A 17434-nucleotide genomic window follows, 5' to 3' on the forward strand; every position below is an offset into this window, starting at 1 on the left:
CTTACTGGATGTTCACGTCGACGCTTGCCGGAAGGTCGATGCGCATGAGCGCGTCAACGGTCTTCGGCGTCGGATCGAGAATGTCGATGAGGCGCTTGTGAGTGCGCATCTCGAAGTGCTCGCGAGAGTCCTTGTACTTGTGGGGAGAACGAATAACGGCGTACACGTTCTTTTCGGTGGGCAACGGCACCGGTCCAACGACGCGGGCACCCGTGCGGGTGACCGTAGCAACGATCTTCTTCGCAGATGCGTCGATCGCCTCGTGGTCGTAGGCCTTGAGCCTGATGCGGATCTTCTGTCCCGCCACGCTTACCTCTTCCTCGCATCCCCACTTTCAATTCCCGCCTCGCTCGTAGTTGAACGAGGCAAAGACGAAGCGGTGGGGTTTGTAGCTTCTAGTTTCTCTATAACGTTGTCCGGGCTGGGCCCATGGCTCAACGCCAGTGTCGTTTCATTGACTTCTTGACACTTCCGGAAGGTGACAAGGCGCTAGCAAATAACTGCGCGCTGCAAGTCAGTGCTTCCGCCTCGGCGCGTGCCGGGGTGCAAGACTCGGAAGGGTGCGTGACCCTTGCGTACTGCCGCTGTTTATTTGCCATGGCGCCTTCTCCGGTCCTGCCCGTGTCTCATGGCAGGCCCTTCAACCGAAGGTGTCATGTTTACCGGACCATCGCGCTTGCGCGCCATGTTTCGGCAACCCGAGTATTAAAGCACGTCCTCCTCATTTACGCAAGCCCGAGCTTTTTCGCTTCTCGACGCCACCACCTTCCCCTCATCCCGCCACCCCAAAGATTGCAACTTGATACCAATTCGTGCCGGGTCTCCTCAACGCCCGGAGCCTCGGCGCGGAAAATGTGTACCCTTGTTTGCTGAGCCCGCTCATCCATCAGTTCATCGCTTGTACGCAGGTGGAACGGGCCGATTTTTCTACAGCTACAAAACGCAGTGAAGGAAGGACCAGTCATGGCCGATCACACTCTGAACGAGAACACCCCTGCCCCCACCGACTCCACCTCGACCGCCGTGGACGCCGAGCAGACCCGTCCGCGCAACGAGAACCTGGAGTCCGACTCCGGCTCCACCGTCATCGATGACAACGTCGTGGGCAAGATCGCCGGCATCGCTGCACGCGAGGTCTCCGGCGTGTACAACCTGGGCGGCGGCGCTGCCCGTATGTGGGGCGCGGTCCGCGAATCTCTGACCTCCTCCACCAACGTCCAGCAGGGCGTCAACGTCGCTGTCGAGGACGGCCACACCTCCGTCGCCGTGGCGATCATCGCTGAGTACGGCGTGGCTATCCACGAGCTGGCGAACGCGATCCGCGAGAACGTTACCGTCGCGCTGACCCGCATGACCGGCCTGATCGTTGACCGCGTCGACGTCACCGTGCACGACGTGCACCTGCCGGAGCAGGAGGACGAGTCCGACAACGAGGACGCTGCATTCCAGTCCAATAACCAGGCGCTGGGTCAGTAGTTATGGCGCGGACCCCCATCACCCTTGAGGTCGGGGAAGCCGTCCGCGACAGTGCGCTCGGTGTTCCCGGTGTCGCTGCCCTGGACAATGGCCGCGTCGGCGAGGTAGCGCTCCTGCTGCCAAAGGCCCGCATCGACGGCTTGCGCCAGGTCGCCCGCAACGACGACCGCGGCATCGAAGTGCACATCGTCTTCGACACGGCGTCGGGGCGCGACATTCAGTCAGTAGCCGAGGATGTCCGCTCCGCCGTACTCGGCGCGACGGACCTCCCGTTCGTTGACGTCGTCGTGGCCGACGCACGGTAGGCACCCGGATCTCGTCTCATGCGGCTGAGCGCCGCCCCGCCACCCGCGGGGGCGCACGGCCACCAATCCCCGAAAAGTGGTATTGATATGAATCTTTCTTCCAATAAAACGCTGGCCGGCGTGATCATCGGCGTGGTCATCGCATTCTTCGTCATGTTCGGCGGATGGCTGGGCCTGCTTTGGCTGCTGCTATTCACCATCGTCGGTGGCGTCATCGGCGCGCAGCTCGACGGCCGCCTCGACATCGCCGAGATCCTGAGCACGAGCTCCGGTAAAGGCCGCAGCTAATGGGTACGACGTTCTACCACATCAGCGAGCGCTCAGTTGAGCGCATCGCCGAGGTGGCGGCTTCGTCGGTGCCCGGCACCCTCGCGGTGGATGCGAAGCTCGCCGGACTGGCCGGCCGCAGCTTCCCCAGAATTGATGTCCACCTCGACCGACAATCGGGTGTCGCGGCAATCGAAGCCGAGATCGCTACCGCCTACCCCGCGCCGATCGCCGCCATCACGGACGCCGTGCGCGCCACCGTGATCTCCCACGTGCGCACCCTCACCGGTCTGGACGTCTCGCGCGTCAACGTGTCCGTTTCCAGCGTGGAGGCGCAGGACCTGAACTCGCGCGTGACGTGGGACGACGTGGCAAGCCACTCCGCGTTTGCCATCCCGACGCCGATCAAAGTCAACCAGCTCAAGGTGACCTCTCCTGTGACGCGGGAGCGCCAGCCGCTGAAGGCCATCCACGCGCGTTCCCTCGTGGACGACATGTGGGAGTTCAACACGCCGCACCCGACGAAGGTCGCGTCGGTGCACGCGCCAGCCGCACCCACCGCGAGGTCCATCCGCGCGCCGAAACCGATGAGCGTACAAACGAAGGGCTTTGTGGCCGCAGGGCCGAGGCTCAGGGTCGTCGATAAGCCTGCTCCTGCGCAGCCGTGGTCCCCGCGCACCCCGGAGCCGCGCGTGCCAGCGCCGTTCACCGTGAACTCCACGCAGCTCAAGCGCGTGCGGGTGCCGGAGCCCGCGCCGGTGCGCCGCACCGAGGTGCCGCCTCGCCGCAGGCTCACCGAAGTCACCGCCGCCCCGCTGCGCCTGCGGAAGGTGGAGACGCGGCCGGCGCGCCCGCTGCGCAAGGTCACGGTCAACGCCACGCCGCTGCGCGAGCCTCAGGTCCCGACGCCGCAGCGCGTCGTCCGCCCGCGAGCGCCGCGCCCGCAACCGCTGAAACAGATCTCTATTACACCGGTGGTGAATAAGTATGACCGCACCCGATAGCACCTCCGCGCCGGCATACGACGCCACAGCACCGGTCGACCAGCCGCACACCCAGACCGTGCAGCCCACCGCACACCCGGCGGGCCCGCACCCGGGCGACGAGCCGCGGGCAAACCCCGCTGTCCGCTGGCTCACCCTGCTGATCGGTTTGATCCTGCTTGCGCTCGCCGCGGTGGTCGGCCGCGACCTGTGGTACTTCTTCCAAAACAGCAATTCCGACGATTCGTGGCTGCGCCCGGTCTTCGAGTTTGTCGGCCGCGCCACCATGGACGTCACCGCCGTGACGGTGGGCATCATCATCGCCATCATCGGTCTCGTGCTCATCGTCTACGCCTTCGTGCCCAGGGGACGCACGCACGTGCGTGTTGATTCGCCGGCGTCCATCTGGACCCGCCCGGTGGACATCGCGCGCAAGGCGACCCACACCACGCGCGCCGAGGTCGGCAACGCGCGCATCCAGTCCCGCGCGGACCGCAAGAAGCTGCGCGTGCAGGTCGAGGACGACGGCTCCGGTTCCGCGCTCCAGGAGCGCCTGACCTCGGTGCTGTCCGGCGAATTCCAGCGGCTCACCACCCCGCCCGCCATCAGCGTCAAGGTCACGCCGAAGCAGCAGAGCGCCTCGACCAGCACGGCGAGTGCGGGCAACCAGACCGGCAGCGCTGCCGACGCGTACGCCACGCCGGAATCAGCCGCAGAGATTTCCCAGCAGACCCAGGGGGTTCAGCGATGAGCAAGACACTGTCCTTCTTCGACCGACTCGTTGTGTTCCTCGTCGGCCTGCTCCTGCTGGTCGCGGGGCTCATCCCCGTGGCCTACTACTGGGAAATCCCCTACGTGAGCGAGTACCTCAACCGCTTCGACCGCGAATCGCTGGGCACAACGCCCGACGAGTCCTGGTACCGCACGGCGCTGATCATCGCGTTCGTCGCTCTGCTGATTCTTGGCGCATGGTTCGTCCTGGCCAACATCCGCAGCCGCGCGTTCAGCACCCGCGAGATCATGTCCGCGGACTCGCAGCACGGCGACAGCACAATCAACGTTGCCCGTGTCGCCGACGCCGCCTGCGCGTTCCTGGAAAAGTCCGAGATGGTTACCGAGGCCCGCAGCAAGGTCTCCGTTGTGGGCAACCGCCCCACGGCGCGCTTCACCGTCACTGCGTCCCCGAGCTATTCGCTTGACGACGTCACGCGGTTCCTCGAAGCCGCCGACGAGGACTTCCGTCTGGCCAACCACACCATGGAGATTGACACGGTGTGGCAGCTGCACCTGGATAGGATCGTCGCGTAGCGCCCCGTGCCGCTGGACCGGCTCCTACACCTCCAGCAGCACGATCTGCGTCACTCGCCCCAGCGAGGCCGGCCCCGCGCCGCCTCCTGGGGCGATTTGCATGTCCTCCCCCACGGCGCACTGCAGGATCCGCGACCACCGCAGCTCCTCGCGAGCCGTCGCGCGGCGCCCCTCGGGCCGCCACACACGCAGACGCTGACCCAGCACGGCACGTGCGCCGTCCTCGAGCGCAACAAGCCACCGGGTACCGCCAATGTCCCCGCGCTCCAGCCCCGCAAGTTCCGGCGCGTCCTGCGCGTCCAGTACCGTCACGAGCCTCACCACGCCAAGACGGTGCTGGAACCCTTCCGTGTCCTCGACGACGAGCGGCCTGCCCGGCCCCACGGGCCGAAACGCCGCGTACTTCCACACGCTGGGCATCTGATCCGGGTTCGCGCTTGAGCGCACCACCACGGTGCTGCCGTCCATGCTCACTTCGTGTGCGGGTCCCTCGGTGGTGATCAGCACGGGTTGTTCCGGGAGCTCGCGCAGCAGCGCGGGGTGTTCGGCTTCGAGTTCGCGGAGCAGCCCCAGGAGTTCCTCGTCCGTGGTGCCGTAGGAGGCTCCTCGGTTTTGCAGCACGCCGATCAGGGCGGAGAGCGACAAGTCGGGTTGGCCCTCCCACGTGTCTCGGAGCGCGTCGAGGAGGGTGGGGATGCGGGTTGGGTCGTTGTGCACAGTTGCAGAGTCTAATCAGGCGCTGAATTCGGGCGCGCGAAAAGGGCCACCTCCCCTCGCGGGGTGGTGGCCCTTTGCTTATGCTCTGATGTTTACCAGATCAGCGACTGAATTAGTCGAGGATCTTGGTAACGCGGCCAGCGCCGACGGTGCGAGAGCCCTCGCGGATAGCGAAGCGCAGGCCCTCGTCCATAGCGACCGGCTGGATGAGCTCGACGGACATGTCGACGTTGTCGCCCGGCATGACCATCTCGGTGCCCTCCGGCAGCTTCACAACACCGGTGACGTCGGTGGTGCGGAAGTAGAACTGCGGACGGTAGTTGTCGAAGAACGGGGTGTGGCGGCCGCCCTCGTCCTTGGACAGGACGTAGACGGAACCCTCGAACTTGGAGTGCGGGGTGTAAGCGCCCGGTGCGATGACAACCTGGCCACGCTCAACGTCCTCGCGCTTCAGGCCACGGAGCAGCAGTGCTGCGTTGTCGCCAGCCTCAGCGGTGTCGAGGAGCTTGTTGAACATCTCGATGGAGGTGACGGTGGTCTTGGTGGCCTTGTCACGGATGCCGATGATCTCGACCTCGTCGTTGATGTTCAGGACGCCACGCTCAACACGGCCGGTCACAACGGTACCGCGGCCGGAGATGGTGAAGATGTCCTCAACCGGCATCAGGAACGGCTTGTCGGTCTCGCGCTCCGGATCCGGGATGGAGCTGTCGCAGGCTTCCATCAGGTCGATGACGGACTGGACCCACTTCTCGTCGCCCTCGAGAGCCTTCAGAGCGGAGATCTGGACGATCGGAGCTTCCTCGTCGAACTCCTGCTCGGCCAGCAGCTCGCGGACCTCCATCTCGACGAGCTCGATGATCTCTTCGTCGTCAACCATGTCGCACTTGTTCAGTGCAACGAGGATGTACGGGACGCCAACCTGGCGAGCGAGCAGCACGTGCTCACGGGTCTGCGGCATCGGGCCGTCGGTAGCAGCGACGACGAGGATAGCGCCATCCATCTGAGCAGCGCCGGTAATCATGTTCTTGATGTAGTCGGCGTGGCCCGGAGCGTCAACGTGTGCGTAGTGACGCTTCGGGGTGTTGTACTCCACGTGGGAGATGTTGATGGTGATGCCGCGCTCGCGCTCCTCCGGAGCCTTGTCAATCGCGTCGAACGCGAAGGCCTTGTTCTCCTCCGGGTAAGCGTCAGCGAGCACCTTGGTGATTGCGGCGGTGGTGGTGGTCTTGCCGTGGTCGACGTGACCGATGGTGCCGATGTTCACGTGCGGCTTGCTGCGCTCGAACTTTTCCTTTGCCACTGTATGTCCTCCTGGACTTCATGGTGGCTACGACCTTCGCAGCCACGTAGTTTACATTTGCCCTGCCCCGGCCCCGTTCACACGATGCCGAGGGCAATGACCATTTCACAATGTGCCAGTTACATGATCCTAGATATTTGGTGACCGTTTTTCAAACCGGTCGACCCGAAAAACCCGGATCTACCAAGTGAGTAACGGCCGGCTCAGACACCCACAGTCTGCGGACGACCCTCGACGGATCCTTCCGAGCTGTGCGGTGACTCAGCCCAGCCGTTACCCCTTTGGCGGGAGCGCCTCCCCCATCAGCCGGTACCTCCGCTGGCACGCGGAGCTACCGTCCGAGGAAGGTGCCGGGGCGATCGACTAGTTGCCGTTGCGCTCGTCGATGATCTCCTGTGCGACGGACTGCGGAACCTCAGCGTAGGAGTCGAACACCATGGTGAAGTTCGCGCGGCCGGCGGTGGAGGAGCGCAGGTCGCCGATGTAGCCGAACATCTCGGACAGCGGCACCTTTGCCTTGACGACCTTCGCGCCGGAGCGGTCCTCCATTGCGTAGACCTGGCCACGACGGGAGCTGATGTCACCGTTGACGGTGCCCATGAACTCCTCCGGGGTCACGACCTCGACGGCCATGAGCGGCTCGAGCAGCACCGGCTTTGCCTTCGCAACTGCTTCCTTCAGCACCTGGGAGCCGGCCATCTTGAAGGCCATCTCGGAGGAGTCGACCTCGTGGTAGGCACCGTCTTCCAGGGTGGCCTTGATGTTCACCAGCGGGAAGCCAGCCAGGTAGCCGTACTGCATCGCGTCCTGGATACCAGCGTCGACGGACGGGATGTACTCCTTCGGAACGCGGCCACCGGTGACGGCGTTCTCGAACTTGTAGGTCGCGGACTCGCCCTCCTCCAGGGTCTCCGGATCCGGATCGTACGGCTCGATGGTGACGATGACCTTTGCAAACTGGCCGGAACCACCGGTCTGCTTCTTGTGGGTGTAGTCCAGGGACTCGACCTTCTTGCGGATGGTCTCGCGGTAGGCAACCTGCGGGTTACCAATGTTTGCCTCGACCTTGAACTCGCGCTTCATGCGGTCAACCAGGACGTCGAGGTGCAGCTCGCCCATGCCGCCGATGACGGTCTGGCCGGTCTCCTCGTCGAGCTTGACGGTGAAGGTCGGGTCCTCTTCCGCCAGCTTCTGGATAGCGGTACCCAGCTTCTCCTGGTCGGCCTTGGTCTTCGGCTCAATTGCCACCTGGATAACCGGATCCGGGAAGTCCATGGACTCCAGGATGATCGGGTGGTCCGGGTTGCAGAGGGTGTCACCCGTGGTGGTCTGCTTCAGGCCGATGAACGCGTAGATGTTACCGGCGTCGGCGTGCTCGACCGGGTTCTCCTTGTTCGCGTGCATCTGGAAGAGCTTGCCCACGCGCTCCTTGTTCTGCTTGGTGGAGTTGAGCATGTTCTCGCCCGGGATAGCCTGGCCGGAGTACACGCGCACGTAGGTGAGCTTGCCAAAGAACGGGTGGACGGCGACCTTGAAGGCCAGTGCGGAGAACGGCTCCTCCACGGACGGCTTACGGGTCATCGGGGTCTCGCCGTCGAGGGCAGTGCCGTGCACCTCGCCCACGTCGAGCGGGCTCGGCAGGTAGTCGACGACAGCGTCGAGCAGCGGCTGGACACCCTTGTTGCGGTAAGCGGTGCCGCACAGGACCGGGTAGATCTCGGAGTTGACCGTCATCTTGCGGATGGCAGCCTTGATCTCGGCCTTGGTCAGCTCCTCGCCGCCGAAGTACTTCTCCATGAGCGCCTCGTCGGACTCAGCAACTGCCTCGAGCAGCTTCTCGCGGTACTCCTCAGCCTTGTCCTTGAGGTCGGCCGGGATCTCCTCGATGGTCGGCTCTGCACCGGTCTCGACCTTGCCGCGCCAGGTGATGGCCTGCATGTCAATCAGGTCGACGATGCCGTCGAAATCGTCCTCAGCGCCGATCGGCAGCTGCATGACCAACGGCTTCGCGCCGAGTCGGTCGATGATGGTCTGCACGGTGAAGTAGAAGTCAGCGCCCAGCTTGTCCATCTTGTTGACGAAGCAGATACGCGGCACGTCGTACTTAGCAGCCTGGCGCCAGACCTGCTCGGACTGCGGCTCAACGCCCTCCTTGCCGTCGAACACGGCAACAGCGCCGTCGAGCACGCGCAGGGAGCGCTCCACCTCAACGGTGAAGTCCACGTGGCCCGGGGTGTCGATGATGTTGATCTGGTTGGAGTCCCAGAAACAGGTCACGGCAGCGGACGTAATGGTGATGCCGCGCTCCTTCTCCTGCTCCATCCAGTCGGTGGTGGAAGCACCGTCGTGGGTCTCGCCGACCTTACGGTTGATGCCGGTGTAGAAGAGGATGCGCTCGGTCGTGGTGGTCTTACCAGCATCGATGTGAGCCATGATGCCGATGTTGCGAACCTTGTGCAGGTCCTTAAGCACTTCTTGTGCCACGTTATTACCCCAACTTAAAAGTCGTCGACGCTCTGCAGACTCGAGGGAATCTCCAGCGTGCGCCTATGGCGAATAATTTCCTTTGTCAATTCTGCCACCTTTTTCATCAAATGGCAGGGTGAGTCGCGTCGGTCATTCCAAAAAACACCCGGACGCAACTGCACAACAACGATGCACGAAGCAGATATTCAATTTGCTTCTACGCAGTTGCGGCAGCTGACATCCGGGTGTCATAGAAAACCGTGCGCGCCGGTCATTACCAGCGGTAGTGGGCGAAGGCGCGGTTGGCCTCGGCCATCTTGTGCATGTCCTCGCGACGCTTCACCGAAGCACCGAGACCGTTGGATGCATCCAGGATCTCGTTAGCAAGGCGCTCGACCATCGTGTTCTCACGACGCTGGCGGGTGAAGGTCACCATCCAGCGCAGTGCGAGGGTGTTGGAACGGCCGGGCTTGACCTCAACCGGGACCTGGTAGGTCGCGCCACCAACACGGCGGGAACGAACCTCGAGGTCCGGGCGGATGTTGCCCAGGGCCTTCTCCAGGGTGCCAACCGGGTCGGTGCCGGTCTTCTCGCGGCACGCCTCGAGTGCGCCGTAGACGATGCGCTCGGCGGTGGACTTCTTGCCGTCCTGCAGCACCTTGTTCACCAGCTGGGTAACAAGTTCGGACTGGTAAACCGGGTCCTTGACTACGGGACGCTTCGGAGCTTGCTGTTTACGCATTTCTGATTACTGTCCCTTCTTTGCGCCGTAACGGGAACGAGCCTGCTTACGGTCCTTGACGCCCTGGGTATCCAGTGCGCCGCGGATGATCTTGTAGCGGACGCCCGGGAGGTCCTTCACACGACCACCGCGCACGAGCACCATGGAGTGCTCCTGCAGGTTGTGGCCCTCACCCGGGATGTATGCGGAAACCTCGATGCCGGAGGTCAGGCGCACACGGGCGACCTTACGCAGTGCCGAGTTCGGCTTCTTCGGAGTGGTGGTGTACACGCGGGTGCACACGCCGCGACGCTGGGGCGAGCCCTTCAGCGCAGCGGTAGCCACCTTCTTGCTCTTATCGTGGCGGCCCTTGCGGACCAGCTGCTGAATAGTAGGCATTCACGCTCTTTCTGTTAAGCGGTGCGCGCTAAGGTGGCCGTACATGCAAAAATGGGGGCTCTTTTCGGGGCCCTGCCGTGTGCATGAACTACCTGACCGCGAGTGCGCAGCCGCATGGAGTTCGTATCTTTCCGCCACGCGAATTATCGCGAGCGAAACCTCATACAAGCTACATCACCCCGCGTCACAAGAGCAAATCGCTTATCGACGAGCCACCCGACGCCTCCTCATTTACACTGCAAGCATGTCGACCACGACCTCACCGCCGGGTGAGTTCTCCCAGTCTGCGCGCGAGATCGCAGCCGAGTCCGTCATCATTCCCGTACGCGCCGCCGGTCTCCTCCTCCGGCACCTCCCGCAGCTCATCACGTGTGTCTGCCTGGGCCTGACGGGACGCCAAGCCGTGATCTGGCTCGCGGTGTGGATTTCCAACTTCAGCAAGGTCGGGGCCAGCCTGGTGATGCCGCTTGCTCCGCTCTCCGTCATGGTCGCACTGATCTACGCCCTTTGGTACCTCCGCCCGTCGCTCCCCTTCCTCTCCCGGGCGATTCCGGGGCGGGAGGAGACGTCGTCACGCACGCGCCTGTTTTCGGCGGGCGGGATGCTGATTTCGTTTCTCACTGTGTACGCCACGCACGGCATGCTTAAGGAGGACCTCGCCGCGTTCCGCCGCGCCGCCACGAACGACGAATTCATGAACCAGGGCTTTGCCGCGGACTTTAGCCGGGTGTTCGTCGACGGCACCGCATCCCTGCTCGCCCTTATTATGGTGACGATCGTGCTGCGCAAGATTATTGGTTACTTCGCGCTGGCAGAGCGCGGTCTCGGCCTCACCTATCTTGCCGCCTACCTCGACGTGCTGTGGATGTCCACCGTATCGATATTTGTGACCAACAAGCTCGCAGACGTACAGGATTGGGCGCTGAGCAGGCGGGGAATTGCGCCCGCGTACGACCGCTACGTGGACCTGAGGGACGGCATTGCCGGGCACACAGGCATCCTCGCCAGCGCCTGGGATTGGCTGGCGGAGGCGTTACCGGTGATCAACCAGCTGGTGACCATTCCGGTCGCGTGGCTCACCCTCGGCGCAGTGGTCTTCGGCACGTCGCTGGTTGCCAGCCGGGAGAAGGAAGCGGCGCCGGACGCCGAAGCTGCGGACAGCTCGCAGCGCTTCAGGAGGCGGGCGCGCCACGTGGTTGAAAAGGAGGCCAAGTACGTTGCTAACCAGGCGATGCAGCCTATCGCCGGGCCGCTGAAGACCACGTGGAGCGGCCTTCGCACGCTGGCCAAGGCAGGCATCGTGCCAATGGTGATGTTTTGCATCGTGTTCATGCTCGCCGCCGGAGTCGAGTTGGGCGTGGTCGAGGTGGGTCGCGCCATCGTGGGACCACAGGACGCGCTTGTCAGCGAAGTCATCGCTGCGTACATCCTCATCGTCGCGCGCGCCGCGTACCTGCTGCTCGTGGTGTGCCTGATCGCCTCGGGGCTCGACTTCTTCCTGCGCCGCTCCTACTCGCCCGCCGCAGATCCCGATGCGTCTCTCGCCTTGGACTCCGGGTCGTCCACGTAGTTTTTCGGCTCCGGCAGGTCGAGGGTGACGTAGTCGGGCTCGTTCCACCCGAAGTGGAGCTGCTCCGGCTGCACGCCCTCCGGCATCGCGATGGGGATGAGTTTGCGCCACTCCTCCGGGCGCGGGTCACCCTGGACAACGCGGACCGTAGCGGTGCGGAGGTCCACCGACTCCGTCGCCGGCCCGCCCTCGCCCGGCGGGGTGCAGCTGTGCAGGGCGCTCATGTCACTCACCACTTCGCCGAAGATTTGATCCGTGCGCTGGTAGTCACGCCCGTCCGAGCCTGTCGCCCACATGCGGCAGTGGGACAGCACCGAGTCTTCCGGTGCGCGCCACTGGGTGAGTAGCGCCCAGATGGCAAACCCGTCGGGCGCATCGAGCCCGATCTCTTCCTCGTGTTCGACCCGTTGGAACCCGATCACCTCCACCTCAGCGGTGCGGCGCGGCGGCGCGCTCCCCTCCCCCTCCACGAGGCCATCGATGGGCAGGTCAAACGAGCCCGGGGTGCCGGCCGCGATGCGTTGCTCCTGGGTCCAGGACCACGGCCGATAGATCCCGAAGTACGGCTGCGACGATGCCGCCAGCATGCACCCGATCGCCACCGGGGCGGCAGCCCACCAGGCAAGTTTCATAGCGTGAGCCCCTCCCTGCTGATGTTTCCGGCTTCGACTGGTGCGCCGAGCTCCAGCACCACCCGCGGCGCCATCTGCGTGGCGGACGGGTGCAAGAACAGCCTCGCCCCCGCAATCTGCTCTGCCGGCATTTCGAAGACGAGGGTGCACTGCGTAGGAAGTTGCGGGTACAGGGTGCCACACGACGACGCGAGGTGGTTCGCGGGTCCGTAGAGCGTGCCGTCGGTAGCCTTGATCTGCCCTTCGAGTACCTGGCCAGTATCGGGTGTGTGGGTAAAATCCACGACCAGCCAGCGGGCGTGCGTTGGCACGCCGTTGATCGCATCGGCGGTAATGGTGTGGACTCCATCAACCCGCCCGATCTTCGGTGCCTCGGCGCCGTAGTCAAACGGCGCGAATGCCCGGTCCTGCGCGTCGGGAAGCTGCTCGCGGATGAGGCCGCCCAGGCTGAGCAGGGCCAGCGCCGCCGCGGTCGCCACTATTCGGCGCGGTACCGTCGTCACCGCAGGCTCACCTCCGCAGCACGGTCCTTGGTCAGCCAGGCCTTCACCCCGTCCAGGAAGGAGGTACGGTACTCCAGCGACGTGATCACCAGCGTGTCCGCCTCCGCGGCATTCGTGCCGCTCGGGCCTTGGAAAATGAGCGCGACATCCAGCGGCACGCCAGGGTTGGGCGAGATCGCCTCGGATGGCGCAACCTCGGTGAGCGCCTCCGCGCTGTGCTTGCGTACGACCGCGGCTCTCATGTCCGGTTGCTCCTCTGGGCCAAGATGCGAGTCCTCTAGGGCGAACGCCATGAGGAACTGCGGCGCAGGGACAGGCCGCGAGGCGGTGTTGGTGAGTCGCATTTCCACCACGCGTGCGTCGCCAAGCGTATAGGTGCGCCGCACCGAGATCTCGAACGGTGCGGCCGTGAACTCGGCAGGCTGCGCGAGCGCACCGGTGCCCCTCGGCGCCGCGGCCACGGTGAGGCCCTCGGGCGGGGCCGCTTCCAGTCCGCCGCTGACACCGGTGATACCCACAACCGCGAGCAACGCCGCGAGGGTCGCGTTGGTCCGGGTGCCAAGGTCGGCCGCGACCGATTTGGCCAATCCAGCAAATGGCCGGGGGCCTTTCGCCGCTGGTGTCGACGATACTTCGCTCACACCTGGAATCTAAGCAGAGTTTCCGCAGGCGCGCTCGGCACGCGTGCTTATCGACGCCAACGGCCCGGCCCCTACCGCACAGTTGCGGAGGAGCCGGGCCGGTTGGTGAGCAGACCTAGCTAACAGCCAGAAGGCTAGATCTGGTCGATGCCGTACTCGTCGAGCGGGACGGAGGCGCCGGTGTACTCGCCGTAGCCCTCGTCGCCGTAGATGCCCTCGCCGAAGCTCGGGATGGAGTACGCCGCGGAGCGCGCGGCCTCGGTCGGCTTGACCTGGATGTTGCGGTAGCGGGAAATGCCCGTACCGGCCGGGATCAGCTTACCGATGATCACGTTCTCCTTCAGACCGATGAGCTGATCGGAGCGCTTGTTGATCGCGGCGTCCGTGAGCACGCGGGTCGTCTCCTGGAAGGAGGCAGCCGACAGCCAGGACTCGGTAGCCAGGGAGGCCTTGGTGATACCCATGATCTCGGAGCGCATCTCCGCCGGCTGGCCCTCGTCCGCCACGGTGGCGGCGTTGACCTGGCGTGCCTCGGAGAGGTCGATCAGCGTGCCCGGCAGGAACTCGGTCGAGCCGGAGTCGATGACCGTGCCGCGGCGCAGCATCTGGCGGATGATGATCTCGATGTGCTTGTCGTGGATGGACACACCCTGGGTGCGGTACACGGCCTGCACCTCGTCGATGAGGTGCTTCTCCACGCCGCGACGGCCGAGGACCTCGAGCACGTCGTGCGGGTCTGCGGCACCGCGGAGCAGGCGCTCGCCCACCTCGACGTGGTCGCCCTCGCGCAGGGAGCGCTCGATCATGGCGTCCGGGTTGGACTCCATCGGGCGGCGCACCTGGGCCAGGCCCTGGCGCTTGGACAGCTTCTCGTACACCACGTCGTCGGAGTCATCGTCCGGGTGGATGGTGAGGGTCCAGAAGTTGCCCTCGTCCTCCAGGGAGACCGTACCGGCGACCGACGCGATCGGCGCGCAGTTCTTGGGCACGCGGGCCTCGAACAGCTCCTGGACACGCGGCAGACCACCGGTAATGTCGCCGCCGACACCACCCTGGTGGAAGGTACGCATGGTCAGCTGGGTACCCGGCTCACCAATGGACTGTGCAGCGACGATGCCGACGGCCTCGCCGATGTCCACCAGCTGGCCGGACGCCATGGACTTGCCGTAGCACTTGGCGCAGACGCCAGTCGGGGTCTGGCAGGTCAGCACGGAGCGGACCTTGACCTCGGCGACGCCCTTCTGCACGAGCACGTCGATACGCTCCTCGGACAGCTCGGTGCCGGCCTCGAAGACGACGTTGCCCTCGGAGTCCTTCGCGTCGGAGGCCAGGACTCGGCCGGACACGGAGGTCTCCACCAGGTCATGGCGGACGAAGGCGTCACCAGCGGCCTCTGCCACCGGGACCTTGACGCCCTGGTGGGTGCCACAGTCCAGCTCGCGGACAATGACGTCCTGCGCCACGTCCACCAGACGACGGGTGAGGTAGCCGGAGTCCGCGGTACGCAGTGCGGTATCGGCCAGGCCCTTACGGGAACCGTGGGAGTTGTTGAAGTACTCCATCACGGACAGGCCCTCGCGGAAGGAGGTCTTGATCGGGCGGGTGATGTACTCACCGCGCGAGTTCACGACCATGCCCTTCATGCCGGCCAGGGTCCAGATCTGGCGCATGTTACCGGCAGCACCGGACTTCACGATCATCGGAATCGGGTTGTCGTCCGGGTAGAGGTCCTCCACGGCCTGGCCGACCTTGTTGGTGGCGTCCTGCCACAGCTCAACCAGTCGGTCGTAGCGGTTCTCCTCGGTGAGCGCACCCTTCTCCCAGAACTTGCGCTCGATCTCCTCGGCTTCCTTCTCGTAGCGCTCGAGGAACTGCGTCTTGTTCGGGAGCACCAGCACGTCAGACATGGTGATGGTCACGCCGGAACGGGTTGCCCAGTAGAAGCCGGCGTCCTTCATCTTGTCCAGCGTCTGCGCGACGGTGATCATGGGGTACTTCTCCACCATGTCCTGGATGATGTCACCCAGCAGCACCTTGCCGGCGCCGCCGCCCTTGCGCACCATGGCGCCTTCCTGGAAGGGGAAGTTGAACGGCAGAAGCTCGTTGAACATGATGCGGCCGAGCGTCGTCTCGGTCATCCATGCCTGGCCCTTGGTCCAGCCGTCCGGGAACTGCTCCTCCTCGACCTCAACGGTCGGGCGCAGGTGGTCGATGCGGACCTTGATCGGGGCCTGCAGGCCGAGCACGCCGCGGTCGTACGCCATGATCGCCTCGCGGTAGGAGGAGTAGACGCCTTGTGCCGGGCCGTTCTCGTCGGCAGGCGCGTAGGCGCCCTCGCCGCCGATCTCATCGGTGGACTTCAGCATGGTGAGGAAGTACAGGCCGGTCACCATGTCCAGGCGCGGCATTGCCAGCGGCTTGCCGGACGCCGGGGACAGGATGTTGTTGGAGGACAGCATCAGCACGCGGGCCTCCGCCTGCGCCTCTGCGGACAGCGGCAGGTGGACTGCCATCTGGTCGCCGTCGAAGTCAGCGTTGAACGCCTCGCACGCCAGCGGGTGCAGCTGGATGGCCTTGCCCTCGACCAGCTTCGGCTCGAAGGCCTGGATGCCCAGGCGGTGCAGGGTCGGTGCGCGGTTGAGCAGCACCGGGTGCTCGGAGATGGCCTCTTCGAGCACGTCCCACACCTCGGGGCGCTGGCGCTCCACCATGCGCTTCGCGCTCTTGATGTTCTGCGCGTACTGGTTGTCCACCAGGCGCTTCATCACGAACGGCTTGAACAGCTCGAGCGCCATCAGCTTGGGCAGACCGCACTCGTGCAGCTTGAGCTGCGGGCCGACGATAATCACGGAACGACCGGAGTAGTCGACGCGCTTACCCAGCAGGTTCTGGCGGAAGCGGCCCTGCTTGCCCTTGAGCAGGTCGGACAGGGACTTCAGCGGGCGGGAGCCCGGTCCGGTGACCGGACGGCCGCGGCGGCCGTTGTCAAACAGCGCGTCCACGGACTCCTGCAGCATGCGCTTCTCGTTGTTCACGATGATCTCGGGCGCGCCGAGGTCAATCATGCGCTTGAGGCGGTTGTTGCGGTTGATCACGCGACGGTACAGGTCGTTCAGGTCAGAGGTGGCGAAGCGGCCACCGTCCAGCTGCACCATCGGGCGCAGCTCCGGCGGGATCACCGGGATCGCGTCCAGGATCATGCCGGCCGGGTCGTTGCCGGAGCGCTGGAACGCAGCGACAACCTTCAGGCGCTTGAGCGCGCGGACTTTCTTCTGGCCCTTGCCCTCAGCGATGATGGTGCGCAGCTCCTCGGCCTCGGACTCGAGGTCGAAGTTGCGGATCAGCGTCTGGATTGCCTCAGCGCCCATGCCGCCGGTGAAGTAGTCCTCGTAGCGGTCGACGAGCTCCTCGTAGAGCACCTCGTCGATAATCATCTGCTTCGGGGCGAGCTTCTGGAAGGTCTGCCAGATGTCGTCGAGGCGCTCGACCTCGCGCTCGCCGGCCTCGCGGATGTGCGTCATTTCCTTGTCGGCTGCCTGCTGCACCTTCTTGCGGGCAGCGGCGGTCGCGCCGGAAGCCTCGAGCTCGGCGAGGTCTTCCTCCAGCTTGTGTGCGCGCTCGGCGATCTCGGAGTTGGCGTCCTCCTCGACTTCCTTCTTCTCCAGCAGCATCTCCGCCTCAAGGGTGGACATGTCGTTGTGACGTGCTTCCTCGTCGACGCTGGTGATGATGTTGGCGGCGAAGTAGATGATGCGCTCCAGGTCCTTCGGAGCGAGGTCAAGCAGGTAGCCCAGGCGAGACGGGACGCCCTTGAAGTACCAAATGTGGGTCACGGGAGCGGCGAGCTCGATGTGGCCCATGCGCTCGCGGCGCACCTTGGACTTGGTCACCTCGACGCCGCAGCGCTCGCAGATGATGCCCTTGTAACGGACGCGCTTGTACTTACCGCAGGCGCACTCCCAGTCGCGGGTGGGGCCGAAGATGCGCTCGCAGAACAGGCCGTCCTTCTCGGGCTTGAGGGTGCGGTAGTTGATGGTCTCCGGCTTCTTCACTTCGCCGTGGGACCACTTACGAATGTCTTCTGCAGTGGCCAGGCCGATGCGAAGCTCGTTGAAGAGGTTTACGTCAAACACGTAAATTCCC

17 protein-coding genes are annotated in these 17434 nt (G+C 64.7%); 7 read left to right on the top strand and 10 right to left on the bottom strand.

Going from position 1 to position 17434, the window contains the following annotated elements; all coding sequences use genetic code 11:
- Position 1: 1 nt before the first annotated feature.
- Positions 2–307, bottom strand: coding sequence for a 30S ribosomal protein S10 (gene rpsJ, locus CKJ82_RS06855; RefSeq protein WP_038588232.1), 306 nt, complete (start codon positions 305–307; stop codon positions 2–4).
- A gap of 656 nt (positions 308–963) precedes the next feature.
- Here rpsJ and CKJ82_RS06860 point away from each other — a divergent pair.
- From CKJ82_RS06860 to CKJ82_RS06885, 6 genes are all read left to right on the top strand, one after another.
- Positions 964–1476 (top strand): Asp23/Gls24 family envelope stress response protein, encoded by a 513-nt coding sequence (locus CKJ82_RS06860; RefSeq protein ID WP_095535286.1) that lies wholly within the window; start codon positions 964–966, stop codon positions 1474–1476.
- A gap of 2 nt (positions 1477–1478) precedes the next feature.
- Positions 1479–1781: a hypothetical protein gene (locus CKJ82_RS06865; protein WP_095537556.1), complete on the top strand. Its 303-nt coding sequence runs from the start codon at positions 1479–1481 to the stop codon at positions 1779–1781.
- 87 nt (positions 1782–1868) lie between these two features.
- Positions 1869–2069: a hypothetical protein gene (locus CKJ82_RS06870; RefSeq protein ID WP_095277968.1), complete on the top strand. Its 201-nt coding sequence runs from the start codon at positions 1869–1871 to the stop codon at positions 2067–2069.
- Positions 2069–3052 carry an Asp23/Gls24 family envelope stress response protein gene (locus CKJ82_RS06875; RefSeq protein ID WP_095537557.1) on the top strand — a complete coding sequence of 328 codons (984 nt, stop codon included), beginning with the start codon at positions 2069–2071 and terminating at the stop codon, positions 3050–3052. Before CKJ82_RS06870 ends, CKJ82_RS06875 begins: the two co-directional genes overlap by 1 nt.
- Positions 3036–3782: an Asp23/Gls24 family envelope stress response protein gene (locus tag CKJ82_RS06880; protein WP_205691395.1), complete on the top strand. Its 747-nt coding sequence runs from the start codon at positions 3036–3038 to the stop codon at positions 3780–3782. Before CKJ82_RS06875 ends, CKJ82_RS06880 begins: the two co-directional genes overlap by 17 nt.
- The gene (locus CKJ82_RS06885) at positions 3779–4339 is read left to right on the top strand and encodes an Asp23/Gls24 family envelope stress response protein (protein WP_095535283.1); all 561 of its coding nucleotides are present in this window, start codon (positions 3779–3781) and stop codon (positions 4337–4339) included. Before CKJ82_RS06880 ends, CKJ82_RS06885 begins: the two co-directional genes overlap by 4 nt.
- Positions 4340–4363: 24 nt before the next feature.
- Here the strand turns inward: CKJ82_RS06885 and CKJ82_RS06890 are convergent, their stop codons facing one another.
- The 5 genes from CKJ82_RS06890 to rpsL all read right to left on the bottom strand — a co-directional run bounded on the left by CKJ82_RS06890 (position 4364) and on the right by rpsL (position 9945).
- Positions 4364–5056, bottom strand: a complete 693-nt coding sequence (locus CKJ82_RS06890; protein WP_095537558.1) for a hypothetical protein — start codon at positions 5054–5056, stop codon at positions 4364–4366.
- Positions 5057–5168: 112 nt separating this feature from the next.
- Positions 5169–6359: an elongation factor Tu gene (gene tuf / locus CKJ82_RS06895; RefSeq protein ID WP_095537559.1), complete on the bottom strand. Its 1191-nt coding sequence runs from the start codon at positions 6357–6359 to the stop codon at positions 5169–5171.
- Between the two features lie 363 nt (positions 6360–6722).
- Positions 6723–8843: an elongation factor G gene (gene fusA, locus CKJ82_RS06900; protein ID WP_095537560.1), complete on the bottom strand. Its 2121-nt coding sequence runs from the start codon at positions 8841–8843 to the stop codon at positions 6723–6725.
- Between the two features lie 256 nt (positions 8844–9099).
- Entirely contained in the window at positions 9100–9567 is a 468-nt protein-coding gene (gene rpsG, locus CKJ82_RS06905) for a 30S ribosomal protein S7 (RefSeq protein ID WP_095277982.1), read from the bottom strand.
- Positions 9568–9573: 6 nt separating this feature from the next.
- On the bottom strand, positions 9574–9945 hold the full coding sequence (gene rpsL, locus CKJ82_RS06910; protein ID WP_076598032.1) for a 30S ribosomal protein S12: 372 nt from the start codon (positions 9943–9945) through the stop codon (positions 9574–9576).
- Between the two features lie 244 nt (positions 9946–10189).
- On the opposite strand from rpsL, the gene CKJ82_RS06915 reads away from it, so the two are divergent.
- Positions 10190–11515, top strand: coding sequence for a hypothetical protein (locus CKJ82_RS06915; RefSeq protein ID WP_095537561.1), 1326 nt, complete (start codon positions 10190–10192; stop codon positions 11513–11515).
- On the opposite strand, the gene CKJ82_RS06920 is transcribed toward CKJ82_RS06915, so the two are convergent.
- The 4 genes from CKJ82_RS06920 to CKJ82_RS06935 form a co-directional block, all read right to left on the bottom strand.
- Positions 11455–12147, bottom strand: a complete 693-nt coding sequence (locus CKJ82_RS06920) for a hypothetical protein (protein WP_095537562.1) — start codon at positions 12145–12147, stop codon at positions 11455–11457. The genes CKJ82_RS06915 and CKJ82_RS06920 overlap by 61 nt on opposite strands.
- Entirely contained in the window at positions 12144–12650 is a 507-nt protein-coding gene (locus CKJ82_RS06925) for a hypothetical protein (protein ID WP_133064036.1), read from the bottom strand. Before CKJ82_RS06925 ends, CKJ82_RS06920 begins: the two co-directional genes overlap by 4 nt.
- Complete coding sequence (locus CKJ82_RS06930) at positions 12647–13291, bottom strand: hypothetical protein (protein ID WP_133064037.1); 645 nt, start codon at positions 13289–13291, stop codon at positions 12647–12649. Before CKJ82_RS06930 ends, CKJ82_RS06925 begins: the two co-directional genes overlap by 4 nt.
- Positions 13292–13425: 134 nt before the next feature.
- The gene (locus tag CKJ82_RS06935; protein ID WP_095277994.1) at positions 13426–17424 is read right to left on the bottom strand and encodes a DNA-directed RNA polymerase subunit beta'; all 3999 of its coding nucleotides are present in this window, start codon (positions 17422–17424) and stop codon (positions 13426–13428) included.
- Positions 17425–17434 lie beyond the last annotated feature (10 nt).

The sequence above is a fragment of the Corynebacterium gottingense genome (assembly GCF_002285125.1).
GTDB classification, from domain to species: Bacteria; Actinomycetota; Actinomycetes; order Mycobacteriales; family Mycobacteriaceae; genus Corynebacterium; species Corynebacterium gottingense.